General features: G+C 39.9%; 13 protein-coding genes and 3 pseudogenes. 5 read left to right on the top strand and 11 right to left on the bottom strand.

What is annotated here, in order from left to right:
* Window positions 1-292: 292 nt before the first annotated feature.
* A pseudogene (locus L0B53_RS19505) lies at window positions 293-619 on the top strand (winged helix-turn-helix domain-containing protein); the annotation flags it as partial.
* A gap of 311 nt (window positions 620-930) precedes the next feature.
* On the top strand, window positions 931-2025 hold the full coding sequence (locus L0B53_RS09520; protein ID WP_235061826.1) for a hypothetical protein: 1095 nt from the start codon (window positions 931-933) through the stop codon (window positions 2023-2025).
* Between the two features lie 36 nt (window positions 2026-2061).
* On the opposite strand, the gene rimI is transcribed toward L0B53_RS09520, so the two are convergent.
* Together rimI and L0B53_RS09510 are read right to left on the bottom strand one after the other, a co-directional pair.
* On the bottom strand, window positions 2062-2505 hold the full coding sequence (gene rimI / locus L0B53_RS09515; RefSeq protein WP_235061825.1) for a ribosomal protein S18-alanine N-acetyltransferase: 444 nt from the start codon (window positions 2503-2505) through the stop codon (window positions 2062-2064).
* Window positions 2498-2908, bottom strand: a complete 411-nt coding sequence (locus tag L0B53_RS09510) for a DNA polymerase III subunit psi (protein ID WP_235061824.1) — start codon at window positions 2906-2908, stop codon at window positions 2498-2500. Before L0B53_RS09510 ends, rimI begins: the two co-directional genes overlap by 8 nt.
* Before the next feature lie 347 nt (window positions 2909-3255).
* Between L0B53_RS09510 and L0B53_RS09505 the strand changes: the two genes are divergently transcribed.
* Window positions 3256-3510, top strand: coding sequence for a hypothetical protein (locus L0B53_RS09505; protein ID WP_235061823.1), 255 nt, complete (start codon window positions 3256-3258; stop codon window positions 3508-3510).
* Window positions 3511-3677: 167 nt separating this feature from the next.
* On the opposite strand, the gene L0B53_RS09500 is transcribed toward L0B53_RS09505, so the two are convergent.
* Together L0B53_RS09500 and L0B53_RS09495 are read right to left on the bottom strand one after the other, a co-directional pair.
* On the bottom strand, window positions 3678-4178 hold the full coding sequence (locus tag L0B53_RS09500; RefSeq protein WP_235061822.1) for a GNAT family N-acetyltransferase: 501 nt from the start codon (window positions 4176-4178) through the stop codon (window positions 3678-3680).
* The gene (locus L0B53_RS09495) at window positions 4150-4692 is read right to left on the bottom strand and encodes an SCP2 domain-containing protein (RefSeq protein WP_235061821.1); all 543 of its coding nucleotides are present in this window, start codon (window positions 4690-4692) and stop codon (window positions 4150-4152) included. Before L0B53_RS09495 ends, L0B53_RS09500 begins: the two co-directional genes overlap by 29 nt.
* A gap of 391 nt (window positions 4693-5083) precedes the next feature.
* Between L0B53_RS09495 and L0B53_RS09490 the strand changes: the two genes are divergently transcribed.
* A complete protein-coding gene (locus tag L0B53_RS09490; RefSeq protein WP_235061820.1) occupies window positions 5084-6079 on the top strand; it encodes a peptidase U32 family protein in 996 nt (331 codons plus the stop codon).
* Between the two features lie 10 nt (window positions 6080-6089).
* The gene (locus L0B53_RS09485; RefSeq protein WP_235061819.1) at window positions 6090-6965 is read left to right on the top strand and encodes a U32 family peptidase; all 876 of its coding nucleotides are present in this window, start codon (window positions 6090-6092) and stop codon (window positions 6963-6965) included.
* A 95-nt stretch (window positions 6966-7060) separates the two neighbouring features.
* Here the strand turns inward: L0B53_RS09485 and nlpI are convergent, their stop codons facing one another.
* The 7 genes and pseudogenes from nlpI to L0B53_RS19580 all read right to left on the bottom strand — a co-directional run.
* Window positions 7061-8005, bottom strand: coding sequence for a lipoprotein NlpI (gene nlpI, locus L0B53_RS09480; RefSeq protein ID WP_235061818.1), 945 nt, complete (start codon window positions 8003-8005; stop codon window positions 7061-7063).
* A gap of 75 nt (window positions 8006-8080) precedes the next feature.
* Window positions 8081-10195 carry a polyribonucleotide nucleotidyltransferase gene (pnp, locus tag L0B53_RS09475; protein ID WP_235061817.1) on the bottom strand — a complete coding sequence of 705 codons (2115 nt, stop codon included), beginning with the start codon at window positions 10193-10195 and terminating at the stop codon, window positions 8081-8083.
* Between the two features lie 272 nt (window positions 10196-10467).
* On the bottom strand, window positions 10468-10737 hold the full coding sequence (gene rpsO, locus L0B53_RS09470; RefSeq protein WP_235061816.1) for a 30S ribosomal protein S15: 270 nt from the start codon (window positions 10735-10737) through the stop codon (window positions 10468-10470).
* A 112-nt stretch (window positions 10738-10849) separates the two neighbouring features.
* Window positions 10850-11788 (bottom strand): tRNA pseudouridine(55) synthase TruB, encoded by a 939-nt coding sequence (truB, locus tag L0B53_RS09465; protein ID WP_235061815.1) that lies wholly within the window; start codon window positions 11786-11788, stop codon window positions 10850-10852.
* Window positions 11788-12183, bottom strand: a complete 396-nt coding sequence (gene rbfA, locus L0B53_RS09460) for a 30S ribosome-binding factor RbfA (RefSeq protein ID WP_235061814.1) — start codon at window positions 12181-12183, stop codon at window positions 11788-11790. Before rbfA ends, truB begins: the two co-directional genes overlap by 1 nt.
* Window positions 12184-12284: 101 nt before the next feature.
* Window positions 12285-14027: pseudogene (infB, locus tag L0B53_RS19585) on the bottom strand (translation initiation factor IF-2); the annotation flags it as partial.
* A 146-nt stretch (window positions 14028-14173) separates the two neighbouring features.
* A pseudogene (locus L0B53_RS19580) lies at window positions 14174-15047 on the bottom strand (translation initiation factor IF-2 associated domain-containing protein); the annotation flags it as partial.
* Between the last annotated feature and the right edge of the window lie 22 nt (window positions 15048-15069).

The raw sequence follows: 15069 nt of genomic DNA, 5'->3' as shown, positions 1-15069 counted from the left end.
AGTGTCGACAGTTATTATTTAGTAACTATTGACGCCCTCAGGCCATTTTTATCTCAACATTATACAAGGCAACTGTACAAAACGGCGGTTATTGGCTGGCATTTTACAAACAGCTGCATTAAATCTCAACTATCAAAGTTAATAACTCGATAACTATCGAAGACGAATAAACTAAAATCACGATTAAGTTGCCATCTTTTTGATTAAATATCAGCGCCTGCAATGCTTTTTAAAAACATTGAGTCATACTGAAATAAGATAATAAGAAATCTCATTAAGAAAGGTTTAAGTAATGCCCAAGTATCAATATCGCTATCAGATCAATGATTGGCTTGTAAAAGCTAACGAAAACAAGCTCGAAAGAGAAGGGAAAGAGATCTCGGTAGAGCCAAGAATTATTGATTTACTCTGTTACCTTGCGGAGAACAATGGGCATGTTATCTCTCGTGATGAACTTATTGAACATATTTGGAAAGGTGCTATTGTTTCAGATCAGGTTGTCACCCAATCTATATTTGAATTAAGAAAAATCCTTAGAGATGGACGAGATGATCAACAAAAATATCTTGCGACGATTCCTAAACGAGGCTATCAACTCAACGCCAACATTACAAAGTTACCATTACCACAGCAAGAGCCTAAAATTGATTCACCTCTAAACCAAAAAAGTGAGAGCGTGCAGGATGATGAGATGAATCAGTTCTCATCGCCGACCGAATCACAAAACTTAAATGAGAAAAAAGACGATAATACAATTCTCCCCACGAATGTTGCTACAAATACTCATCATCAAAAAAAAACTATTCAGCATAACGACAGTTTTCTTGGGTTAATCAAAACTGAATTAACGTTCTTTTATCAACTTATTCATTTAAATATTAAGACATCGACTCGTCTGATGGTTTTTTATTTGATGTTATTATTTTCTTATTGATAGCAACCATTGGCTATCAAGGATATCAATACTACAATCCTAAACTTGATCATATTGTTGATGTTAATGATATTGAGTTTATCACACTACCTTCAGATAAAGAGCTCTCTTACGGTGCGATTGCTGGCGGAGTGACTCAAAAATTAATTGCTGATATTGTTTCGATTACGGATTTAGAGATATCGCCAAGTGGATTAAATTTTGATAGTAATAACATTCCGGGAAAAAGTGTTTATATACATATATCTGAAAAGAATCATAAGCAATATTTACATATAAAGTATGTTAATAACGCTTCTCAACGGATCTCTTATTCACACCACTATTTATTGACTGAAAGTAATATCAAAGAGACGATAATTAACGCCTCTCAAGATTTACTGATTGCAATGGATATTCAGCTCACCGATAAACAGAAAGCATTAATGAGTTATGGGATTATCGATGATCAAAAAGCCCTTATTGATCTCCTTAGGATCAGTGAGTTTAGTCTATTTTCCAATCATGGCGATAATTCGCTTATTCCTTTCAAGGAGCGTATTGAGGTTCTGGATAAATTGACCGCAAAGTATCCTAATAACAACTATATTCTGGCGCAAAATTATCTCTACCATAATATTTATGCATTAACCTCCGAAGGAAGTGACGATAAAACTAAAGCTCAAACGATTAAACTAGGTGAAATGTTAGTCACAAGATATCCAGGGCACGTTGATGGGATCATCAAACCGACCATTATTGAAGCCATAGCCCTTCAAGCTTTAGTCACTGGTGATAATAAGCGAGCCAACTTTTATATTAATGGATCACTGAAAAGTCGTAACTCATTTCTCTCTTTAGTTTTGAGTGGGAAAATGGCAGAATTGAGAGCAAATTTTGAGTTAGCAGGCAATTTCTACAGTGAAGCGTTTTATATCCGTCCCTCAAAAATCACCTACCAATTTATTCAGAACATTGTTTTTTATACTGAACTAGATGTCGTTGCACCAACCATAACTAAAAACTTAGAAACTTATGGTTCTATTTATAATCGCACGTCATTATGTTCTCTTGCAAATATAGTAAGTAATCAAAAATGCGGTAGTAAGTAGTAATTACCGCTTAAGTAAACTGCTCATCATATAGACTTAAAAATGAAGATACGACATAACAATCGCATCTTCATGTCCATTTTCTGTTGGATAATAGTCATAACGACGAGTCACTTCATTAAACCCCTCAGCTTCATAAAGTGCAAAGGCTGCAAGATTACTTGAGCGAACTTCAAGCCAAGACGAATCAGCCTTTAAGCTCTCAACTGTCTCAATGTAGCCTTGTAAGAGCTGACGACCAAACCCGTTACCTTGTTGGCTTGGTTTTACGGCAATATTCAATAATGTTGCCTCACCAACAATACATTGCGCATAGAAATACCCCACAACGTTGCCATCAACCACAAGCACTCGGTGACAATGAAACTTGCCATTGATATCGTCTAAGTGACGATTAGACCATGGGACAAGATGTGCTTGTTTTTCAATTTCTTTTACTTGTGGTAAGTATTGCTCAGTCAGCTTTTCTAAATTAGTCATTATAAGAACAGATCTTTTTCCATAGTTGCTTTTTATCAGCAGGGTTATCATTTAACTGTTGCAGTGATGGAGATCTCAGCACTTTACAGTCACTAAATGGATGTTCAATAGGCTCCACACCACAAAACCAACACCACTCTATCTGTTGAACTGAAAGTCGATTTAATCCTGCTAATGGAACATAGAAGACATCTTCCGGTTGTAACTTCATACTTTTAATAATCCGTCCCAACAACCATGCTTGATGTCCTTCTGGTTTATTTTCTGCAATAAAAGCTACTCGACAATGCTCAGGAAGCATACCTTCACTCTCATCACTTGCTTGTCTGTCTTGATACAGTTCAGGACGACGAAGCTGCCAAATGGGAATCCCCATCTCCTGTAACAGTGCAAAGTTTCGCATAATATTCATTCCAATAAAGGGGATACAATACCCTCACGCTAAAAGCAGTTAGGTTGCTGATTATATTCACTCATCCCAATCATATAGCGCACCTATACTCATGAAACCTCACTCGCTTACCGCCAATGATCAACGCCAATTATTTTAGGTCGACACTTATTTATAGCCGTTATGCTAACAAACTTTATCACGTTATAGCCAATAATTATCATCGTAAGTAAGGTCAAAAAAAGAAGATGCTAATCTAACTTAAATAATCGAAAAATAATATTACAACGATGCAATATCAATACGCTGCTTTTTTGACTACTCTGTATAGAGTTATATTATCAAAAAGGTGAATGAAAATGGAATACAAAGCTGGAAATCTAGATTATCGTGGAAAAGTGAGTGGCGTACATACATGGCTTGTTGATGGTAAGAATTCACTGTATTGGCACCCAGATTGGCTAAGTATTGCAGAAGATCAAATGGGATTACACCCAAAGCAACCTCTTGAAGTTGGTGAGAATGAACAACCAACAGAGCATCATGCCGTGTCTGCAATTTTAAAGCACTTAAATGATAAACTTGTTGATGGGATCAATAAGATCAACAAATAATCATAACCTAATATACCAATATTCTTCATATTTGAAGCTGCTAGGTTGTTGACTGCATTCACTTGTCACCGACTAGCAACGCCAATTATTTTAGGTATATGTAATTGGGGCTCACGTAGCCCCTATGTTAATCTTATCAGCCATTCAGTATCTAGCAAATACCGGTGTTATAGAGAAAACTCTTCGCTATATTCAATGGTTCCTTGATGACAACTCAGATCGATATCTAATATATTCTTCAACATAAAATAGTCCGAAGGAATATCCCATTGAGACTGTAAGTTTTCATTGGTTGTGGTCACAAAACCAAAGCGATGATAATAAGTCGGTTCACCTAAAACGACAGCTAACGGATAACCAAATTCAGCCAACATAGTTACCCCTTCATTGATTAACGCCGCAGCCACACCTTGCTTTCGATATTCTTCTTTGACAGCAACAGGCGCTAACCCTTGCCAACCAATATCTTCACCATTGACGGTAACAGGAGTAAATAAAAGATAGCCAATTAACTCCCCTTCATCATTTGCGGCCACCATAGAGAGAGTAAATCGACTATTTTCTCTCAATTTCATCACTAATAAAGCTTCTTCATCCGTTGGAAAAGCGTTTTTTAACAGCTGATTGATCGGTAAAATATCAGCTGGTGCTTCGGTTCTGATTAACATATTGATGATTCATCTCATTATTGGATAAAGGGGTCAGTCCTTGTTGGACAAAACTGGAAAATTTATCTAATACTACCGTTAATGAGGAGGGAAAGTTATCAAATTCAATCGCACCAATTAGATTTTTAATCTCTAACCCAAGTTCAGTATCACCTTCAATACAGAGGCGACGTTGGAAAAAGAGGGTATCAGGATCTTCTTTGCGTCCGGCAATTAAGATTAAATCATTAAGTTCGGCGCTAAAAGTAACATCTGGTGCAACACACTGCTCAGCCATCACTAATTTACCCTGTTGGCTGCTAATATGCCAGACCAGATTAAGATCTCGAACCTCAACTTTAAGCCATTTACCCTCTAAGAACTCAAAATCTCCATCTTCAATCGCCTCTTTAAAGACTAACGCTAGCGATTCTAACATCACCTTTTTTTGTACAGAGAAAGGCATAAGCTGTGCAGGATGACGCAAAATCTTTGGTGCAGAACTGACTAATAAATGTTGTATTTGATGTAGCATGAATCAAGTCCCTATTATTCAAGATAAGGCATCATTTTAAAGCGAATGAGACAATCTAAAGGCTGTTTTAAATCAAAGTTTGGCTAAATATACGCCCCTAACGTTGCTATTATCGATTTTTTCTTCTTCAATGTATTTTTCATTAAATAAATACTTAAATTTATTTTAATTTCTCATCTACTGATCATCGAATCACAACACCTATGATTTGTTGTATATTATTTATTTTTCAATAAAAATATTGTAATACATCAATAAAATGACCGGCTTCAACCATTACAATTTATTACTAATTTTAATTCATATATACGCTGAATATTTGAAACTAAAGAAAATCATCAATGATTAGGTTTTAGTATTAAGAGTATACCTCGCTTAGGATGGCAACAATATGGAGCTACTTTGCCCCGCTGGTAATTTACCTGCATTAAAAACGGCAATAGATAATGGCGCAGATGCTGTTTATATTGGTTTTAAGGATGATACAAATGCTCGTCATTTCGCTGGCCTCAATTTTACGGGTCGTAAATTAGAAAAAGCCGTTGAGTATGTTCATCAAAACAATAAAAAAATTCATGTCGCTCTCAACACGTTTGCCCACCCTGATGGTTTTGATCGTTGGACAAAAGCAGTGGATAATGCCGCACAACTTGGTGTAGACGCTTTAATTGTCGCAGATATTGCGGTTTTAGAGTATGCCTCGACTCACTATCCAGAATTAGAACTCCATTTATCAGTGCAAGCATCGGCAACCAATGCAGCTGCGATTGATTTTTATAAACAAAACTTCAATATTCAGCGAGTTGTTCTTCCTCGTGTTCTCTCTATTCATCAAGTGAAGCAACTTTCTCGTCACTCCAATGTTGATCTAGAAGTCTTCGCTTTTGGTAGTCTCTGTATCATGGCTGAAGGTCGTTGCTATCTCTCGTCTTATTTAACGGGCGAATCACCTAATACAGTCGGGGCTTGCTCACCAGCTAAATACGTTCGCTGGCAGGAAACTGATAACGGTTTAGAGTCTCGTCTTAATGATGTGCTGATCGATAGTTACAGTCATGGCGAAAATGCAGGCTACCCGACACTCTGTAAAGGGCGATATGATATTGGAGATAAACGCTTCCATACATTAGAGGAGCCAACTAGCTTAAATACGCTTTCATTGCTGCCTGAACTTTTTGCCGCGAATGTCAAATCTGTCAAGATAGAAGGACGTCAGCGTAGCCCTGCTTATGTAGAGCAAGTGACAAAAACATGGCGAGCCGCGATCGACCGTTATTTAACTGATCCTGACAATTACCGTGTTGAAGAGTCATGGAATAGCACCCTAGCAAATCTTTCTGAGGGGACACAAACAACCCTTGGCGCATACCACAGAAAATGGCAATAAGGAGCCAATTATGAAATATTCCCTTGGCCCTATTCTTTATTTCTGGCCAAAAATGGATGTCGAAAACTTTTACCATCAAGCAATGAAAAGCGACACGGATATTATCTACCTTGGTGAGAGTGTCTGTTCAAAAAGGCGAGAGCTAAAAACCAAAGATTGGTTAGGGCTAGCGACTGAACTAGCTCAAAGTGGAAAGCAAGTCACCTTATCAACTATGGCGCTGTTAGAAGCTCCCAGCGAAGTTAATTTGATGAAGCGTTACATTGATAATGGTGAGTTCAGTATTGAAGCTAATGATGTCTCTGCTATCCAACTAGCCAGTGAAAAGAAAATCCCTTTTGTCGTAGGCTCAGCGGTTAACTGCTACAATGCACAAACCCTCAAACTGTTTAGCCAAAAGGGGATGATTCGTTGGTGTATGCCCGTTGAATTGTCACGAGATTGGTTAGTCAAAACCCTCAATCAATGTGATGACCTCAATATTCGAAATCAGTTTGAAGTTGAGTTATTTAGTTATGGCTATCTGCCTTTAGCTCTTTCTGCTCGTTGTTTTACAGCACGCTCAGAAAATAGAGCCAAAGATGAGTGTGAGACCTGCTGTATTGATTACCCAACTGGCATTCAAGTGGCCAGCCAAGAGGGGCAAACGGTGTTTAACCTTAATGGCATTCAAACTCAATCGGGCTACTGTTATAACTTGATTAATGATCAGCCATCAATGGCAGGTTTAGTCGATGTTATTCGCTTAAGCCCACTGGGTATAGAGACACTGGATACCCTTGCGCAATTTAAAGCAAATCAACACGCGAATAAACGCTACCCATTACAAGATCAACATCAATGTAATGGCTATTGGCATCAAATCCCAGGATTAGAGTCAGTTTAATTAAACCAACAAACTAGCTCTATCAAAAAAATGGACTAAATAAGCCGTCATCAAGCTTATTTAGTCCACGTCTTTTTTCTTTATGACTTAAGTGACTACTTGGTCTTTTTAGGTTTAACGCCTTCAGGAACCACAGTAGAGATTGGTTTTTCGGGTGCTCTTGCGGTTACACTTTCACGACTCTTATTGTAAATTAAACTCTGCAACTCTAATAACGCATAGCGATGCTCAATAAAATCATAAACATTACCTGCTAACGCCATTTTATAGAGCTTAACGGCATATTGATGATTCCCTTTCGCTTGCTCACGTTTAGCAATATAGAAATAAGCTTCTGTCAAACGCTCCGCTAACTCTCGATTACTGCTCACATCAGAGACTAAATCAGACATGATCTCTTTATCTGAACGATCTTGAGTCAAAAATTCAGTAATCAACCAATGCCAACTATCACCATAATTCGCATTATATTCTGCTTTAAGTTGCGTTAATGCCGTTTCTGGCTTTAATTTTAATTCTGAAAAATAGAGCCAAATTAAACTATAAGGATCACTCTTATCTTGTTGATAAACTGTATTCAGATCTTGAAAGGCAAGATGAGGTCGACCGCCGTAATAAAGTGCAATACCACGATTACGCTGAGCGAACTTATGCTGTTCAGGATTAAGATCAATCGCTGAATCAAAGGACTCATAAGCTAAGTCAAACTGCATACTCTGAGTATAATAGACACCAATAGCATTAAAAACATTCGACTGATCAGATTTATATTTCAGCGATTGCTCAAAGTCTAGTTTAGCAAGATCACGCAGACCAATACTGTCACGTAGCAAGCCTCGTTCATAAAAGATCGAAGCCAGAGTTTGATCATCAAACTTTTTGTCAGAGTATAGCGCTTGCTCAATCTGTGCTAATTTAATTTCTTGTTTTAGCGTCGGTTGAATAGGAACAGCTAAAAGAGGGGGACTTATTTGTTGGCTTGCACAACCAGATAACAACAATAAGCTAAAACTAATAAATATATGATTCCATCTAATCAACGCATGTCACTCCTATAAAAAATGGGGACATTTTTCAATGCCCCCATATTTATATCATATTTTTAACAAAAAGCATTATTCTGCTTTTGGTTCAGCCGCTTTAGCTACATCAGCATTTGCTTCTTTCATGCTTAGACGGATACGACCTTGGCGATCAACTTCGATAACCTTGATTTTAACTTCTTGACCAACTTTTAGGTAATCAGCCACTTTCTCTACACGCTCTTCAGCGATTTGAGAAATATGAACCAGACCTTCTTTAGGACCAAGAACGGTAACGAATGCACCGAAATCAACAACACGGGTAACTTTACCCGTATAGATACGGCCAACTTCAACTTCAGCAGTTAGCTCTTCAATACGAGCAATCGCTGCGTTTGCCGCTGTACCTTCAGTTGCTGCAATCTTGATTGTACCATCGTCTTCAATTTCGATTGTTGTGCCAGTTTCTTCAGTAAGCTGACGGATAACCGCGCCGCCTTTACCGATAACATCTTTGATCTTCTCTGGGTTGATCTTGATAGTATGGATACGTGGAGCAAACTGAGAAATCTCTTCACGGTGACCACCGATAGCTTGATCCATAACGCTAAGGATATGAACACGAGCACCTTTCGCTTGGTCTAGTGCGATCTGCATGATCTCTTTAGTGATACCTTCAATCTTGATATCCATTTGCAGAGCAGTCACACCTTCAGATGAACCTGCAACTTTAAAGTCCATGTCGCCAAGGTGATCTTCGTCACCAAGGATGTCAGAAAGAACAACAAAGTCATCGCCTTCTTTAACAAGACCCATTGCGATACCAGCAACAGAGCGTTTGATTGGAACACCAGCATCCATTAATGCTAGAGATGTACCACAAACAGACGCCATTGAAGATGAACCATTTGATTCTGTGATTTCAGAAACAACACGCACAGTGTACGGGAATTCTTCAACTGTTGGCATTACAGCAGCAATACCACGCTTAGCTAGCTTACCGTGACCAATTTCACGACGCTTAGGTGAACCTACAAAACCAGTCTCACCTACACAGTATGGAGGGAAGTTATAGTGTAGTAAGAAGTGCTCTTTACGCTCACCGGTTAGCTCGTCAATGATCTGAGCGTCACGTTGTGTGCCTAAAGTTGCTGTTACTAATGCCTGAGTTTCACCACGAGTAAATAGTGAAGAACCGTGAGTACGAGGAAGAACACCAGTACGTACGTCTAGTCCACGAACCATATCTTTCTCACGACCATCGATACGTGGGTGACCCGCAATGATGCGACCACGTACAACGTTCTTCTCTAGAGAACCCAGCATACCTTTAACTTCATTAGCGTTTAGTGTTTCATCTTCTGCTAATAACTGCTCAGTGACTTCTGATTTTAGTGCGCCAACTTGCTCGTAACGCTCCATCTTTTCAGTGATCTGGTATGCTTCTGACATACGAGCTTCAGCTAATTCAGCAACGCGTGCTTTTAGTGGTTCGTTAACTACAGGTGCAGTCCAATCCCACGCCTCAGTTCCCACTTCTTCAGCAAGTTCTTTAATCGCATTGATAACAACTTGTTGTTGGTCATGACCATAAACAACCGCCGCTAACATTTGCTCTTCGCTTAATTGGTCAGCTTCTGACTCAACCATTAATACTGCGTTATCAGTACCCGCAACAACAAGGTCTAGCTTGCTTTCTTTTAGTTCTGTAACACTTGGGTTAAGTACTAATTCTTCGTTGATGAAACCAACACGAGCAACACCGATAGGACCATTGAATGGAATACCAGAGATAGACAATGCAGCAGACGTACCGATCATAGCGACAAGATCAGGGCTAACATCAGGATTTACAGAAACAACCGTTGCAATAACTTGAACTTCGTTTTTGAATGCGTTAGGGAATAATGGACGAATTGGACGGTCAATTAGACGAGCCGTTAATGTTTCGCCTTCAGAAGGACGACCTTCACGCTTGAAGAAACCACCAGGGATTTTACCTGCAGCATAAGTACGCTCTTGGTAATTAACTGTTAGTGGGAAGAAGTCTTGACCTTCTACTGCTTGTTTTTTACCAACAACAGAAACGAATACTGAAGTATCGTCCATGCTAACCATAACAGCAGCAGTTGCTTGACGTGCGATAACGCCAGTCTCGATAGTGACAGTATGGTTACCATACTGAAAGCTTTTTACGATTGGATTCACAAATATTTCCTTTTAATAAACTTACTCACAGAGGTAAGTAAATAGATAACACTCTACTCAATCTTGGCCACAAATCGCGACTAATGATAAGAAAATAGTATTAAATTCCTATCATTAGCCGCGACCTTAAGGTCGACAGTGGTGACTGTGGTCAAATTAAATAAAGACTACGTTCACCATTATACACGAGTAATCAGTAAATATGTTCAATTGCTTTATTTTAGATAAAAAAAGGGACTCCATAGGAGTCCCTTTTCAGCAATAAAACGATATTAGCGACGTAGGCCAAGACGTTTGATTGCAACGTGGTAACGATCAAGATCTTTACCTTTTAAATAATCAAGAAGCTTACGACGGCGAGAAACCATACGTAATAGACCACGACGGCTGTGGTGATCGTGTTTGTGATCAGCGAAGTGACCTTGTAGGTGGTTGATTTGTGCAGTTAGCAAAGCAACCTGTACTTCTGGTGAACCAGTGTCATTTTCGCAAGTTGCGTATTCAGCAACGATTGCAGCTTTTTTCTCAGCGCTCAGAGACATAATCTCTCCTAATATAAGAGTAAGTTTTAAATTTGTGTCAGCCAATCTCTGATCCAGCCGACACCCAAGACGCAGGATTCTAACCGTATCCTAGCGATAACGCAAGTGGATTTTAATCTCTAAAAACCACAAGTCGACGTGGCGCGACTAAACCTTCTTTATCAATCTCACCGACACCAATAAATTGATGTTCTTCACCACGCGTCATACGAACTAAACCTGACTCTGGTACTTGTGAGATTTGAACCGGTTGACCATTTAGCACATAACCTGCTAGTACCGGAAGCATGTTCACTTCAGGTAGGTCTTGAACCGCAGAATCCATTGGTAATAACAGTGGATCAAGCAATTCTTTTGGCTGAATATCTTGCTCTTTAGCTTGCTCAAGTAACGCTTCAAGTTCATCAAGCGTCACGACTTTGTCCATTGGATAATTAGATACGCCAATACGACGAAGTGCAGTAACATGAGCGCCACAGCCTAGCATTTCACCCAGATCATCAGTAATCGTACGGATGTAAGTGCCTTTTGAGCAATGTACTTCCATCTCAATTTCATCACCAGTAAAGTTCAGTAATTCAATAGAGTAGACCGTAATCTTGCGAGACTCACGAGGGACTTCAATGCCTTCACGAGCATACTCATACAGTGGACGACCTTGATATTTCAATGCAGAGTACATTGACGGGATCTGATCGGTTTCACCACGAAACTTAGCAATACAACGCTCAAGTTGACCACGATCAACTTTAACATCACGACGACTAATGATCTCACCATCAGAATCAGAGGTATCCGTTCTTTCGCCGAGTTTAGCGACAACTTTATAACGCTTATCTGAATCTAATAGATATTGTGAAAACTTGGTAGCTTCACCAAAACAGAGAGGAAGCATACCTGTTGCTAATGGATCTAGCGCACCAGTATGTCCAGCTTTTTCAGCAAAATAGATGCGTTTTACTTTTTGCAGCGCATCATTTGAGGTGATACCAGTTGGCTTATCGAGTAGGATAATTCCATCAACTGGACGTCCTTTTCTACGACGAGCCATTATTTATCACCTTCCACGCTATCATCTTGATGACGATCTTCATCATCTTTAATCACTTGGCTTACAAGGTTTGACATACGCATACCTTCAACCAAAGATTGATCGTAGATAAAAGTAACTTCAGGAACGATACGTAGGCGCATTGCTTTACCTAGTAATGAACGAATATAACCTTCCGCTTCATTAAGCGCTTCTAAACCTTGTTCAGGTGTCTGATCACCAATGGTTAAAAAGGTTACAAATACTTTTGCATATGCGAGATCGCGTGAAACTTCTACGTCAGAAATGGTTACCATTCCAATACGAGGATCTTTAATTTCACGTTGCAGGATAACTGCTAACTCTTTTTGAACTTGCTGTGAAACACGCTGAGTTCGACTAAATTCTCTTGCCATACCAATATCTCTCTATGAAAGAATGGGGGGCTAAACGCCCCCCATGGTGTATTAAAACAACCTTGAGTAAAGGTTATTGTCGATAATTACAACGTGATCGATTAATCGATAGTACGTTTGATTTCAACAATTTCAAATACTTCGATCTGGTCACCAACGCGAACATCATTATAGTTCTTAACGCCGATACCACATTCGTAGCCACTCTTAACTTCTGCAACGTCATCTTTGAAGCGACGTAGCGACTCTAACTCACCTTCGTAAATTACAACGTTTTCACGTAGTACACGAATTGGGTTATTACGCTTAATTGTACCTTCAGTAACCATACAACCAGCGATTGCGCCAAGTTTAGGTGACTTAAATACATCACGAACTTCAGCAAGACCAATGATCTCTTGCTTAAATTCTGGCGCAAGCATACCGCTCATTGCTTGTTTAACTTCGTCAATTAACGCATAGATAACTGAGTAGTAACGTAGATCTAGGTTTTCGTTATCGATCATACGACGCGCCGTTGCATCAGCACGAACGTTGAAGCCAAGGATGATAGCGTTAGAAGCTGCTGCAAGTACTGCATCAGTTTCTGTAATACCACCAACACCAGAACCCACAATCTTAATCTTAACTTCATCAGTTGAAAGTTTAAGTAGAGAATCTGTGATTGCTTCAACAGAACCTTGAACATCACCTTTTAGTACGATGTTCAGTTCAGCGACATCACCTGCAGTCATGTTGGTGAACATGTTCTCAAGCTTCGCTTTCTGTTGACGTGCCAGTTTAACATCACGGAACTTACCTTGACGGTAAAGTGCAACTTCACGAGCTTTACGCTCATCACGTACAACCGTTGCTTCATCACCAGATTGTGGCACACCAGATAAACCTAAAATCTCAACCGGAATCGAAGGACCCGCTTCAGTAATTTCTTTACCTAGTTCATCACGCATTGCTCGAACACGACCGTACTCTAGACCACAAAGAACGATATCGCCTTTGTTTAGTGTACCTTCTTGAACAAGAACAGTTGCAACAGGACCACGACCTTTATCAAGACGAGATTCAACAACAACACCACTAGCCATACCTTCTTTAACAGCAGTCAGTTCAAGAACTTCAGCTTGTAGAAGAACCGCTTCTAGTAATGCATCAATGTTTAGACCTTCTTTTGCAGAAACGTGAACAAACATGTTCTCGCCGCCCCACTCTTCAGGAATAACATCATACTGTGCAAGTTCGTTCTTAACTTGATCAGGATTAGCCGCTTCTTTATCGATCTTGTTTACTGCAACGATAAGTGGAACGCCTGCTGCTTTAGCATGCTGTACCGCTTCTACAGTTTGTGGCATTACACCATCATCTGCTGCAACAACTAGGATTACGATATCCGTCGCTTGAGCACCACGAGCACGCATAGCGGTAAACGCGGCGTGTCCAGGAGTATCAAGGAACGTGATCATACCATTGTCAGTTTCAACGTGGTAAGCACCGATATGCTGGGTAATACCACCCGCTTCGCCGCTTGCTACGTGAGCTTTACGAATGTAATCAAGTAGAGATGTCTTACCGTGGTCAACGTGACCCATGATAGTTACAACAGGAGCACGTGGCTCTTTCTTCGCTGTATTATCACGATCAGATAGAACAGCTTCTTCTAGCTCATTCTCTTTACGTAGAACAACTTTGTGTCCCATCTCTTCAGCAACAAGCTGAGCAGTCTCTTGGTCAATCACCTGATTGATGGTTGCCATGATGCCCATCTTCATCATTGTCTTGATAACTTCAGTTGTTTTCACAGACATCTTGTTAGCAAGTTCTGCAACAACGATAGTTTCGCCAATCGCAACATCTGCTTTTGCAACGGTCGCTGTTTTATCAAAACCGTGCTGCATTGAAGTTGGCTTAGCTAACTTGCTCGTGTTATTACGATTATTTCTGCCGCGACCGTTACGATCAGCTGCTTTCTTCTTACCACCACGACGGCGACGAGGAGCTTGCTCTTCACGACGATCAGCTTCATCTTCAGCTGCGCGAGCATGTTGAGATGTTGTTGTATGGTGGTCAACTTTAGCCATAACATCAGCAGTAGTATTCTGCTCTGACCAACGCTCTTTATTATTTTCTGCCATTTTGCGTGCCTCTTCTAGCTGTCGCTGACTTTCTGTTTCGGCTTTACGCTTGGCTTCCTCTTCCTGTCGACGCTTCAGCTCTTCAGCTTCTTTTGCGGCGGCGAGCGCTTCTACCTTTTCATGTTTTTCTTTCTCAGTTGCTTCGGCTTTCTGCTGTTTCTTCAGCGCATTTTGTGCTTCTTTTTCAGCATTTGCTTTCGCATCTGATTCACGTTTAGCTTCATCCTCAGCCGCACGTTTTACTTGTTCTTCAGCATCACGTTTCGCTTTTTCCTCAGCGTCACGTTTTGCTTGTTGTTCAGCTTCTGCTTTCGCTTGCTCTGCTGCTACTTTATCTTCAGCGTCACGAGCTTGCTTTTCTGCTTCACGGACTTTTTCTTCCGCTTCACGAGCAACCGCTTCTTCACTTTGTCGTTGTTCATCTTCCAATACACTACGTTTAACGTAAGTACGTTTCTTACGAACTTCAACTTTCACGTCTTTACTTTTACCACCTGCACCCGCAACACTTAATGTACTACGAGTTTTACGTTGTAATGTTAAACGAGTTGGTGCACTTGATGTATCTTTCTCACCGTGTTCTTTCTTTAGGAAAGTTAACAATGATTTTTTTTCATCTTGTGTCACGCTATCTTCTGCAGACTTTTTCATACCTGCATCTGAAAATTGTTGTAATACACGCTCTAGTGGCGTATCAATCTCAGCGGCCAATTCTTTTACAGTGACTTTTGTCATCTAGCCCTTCCTTGTTGATTTT

Origin of the sequence: Vibrio sp. SS-MA-C1-2, from assembly GCF_021513135.1 — a bacterium.
GTDB lineage: Bacteria > Pseudomonadota > Gammaproteobacteria > Enterobacterales > Vibrionaceae.
This window is presented reverse-complemented; position numbering and strand designations above follow the sequence as displayed.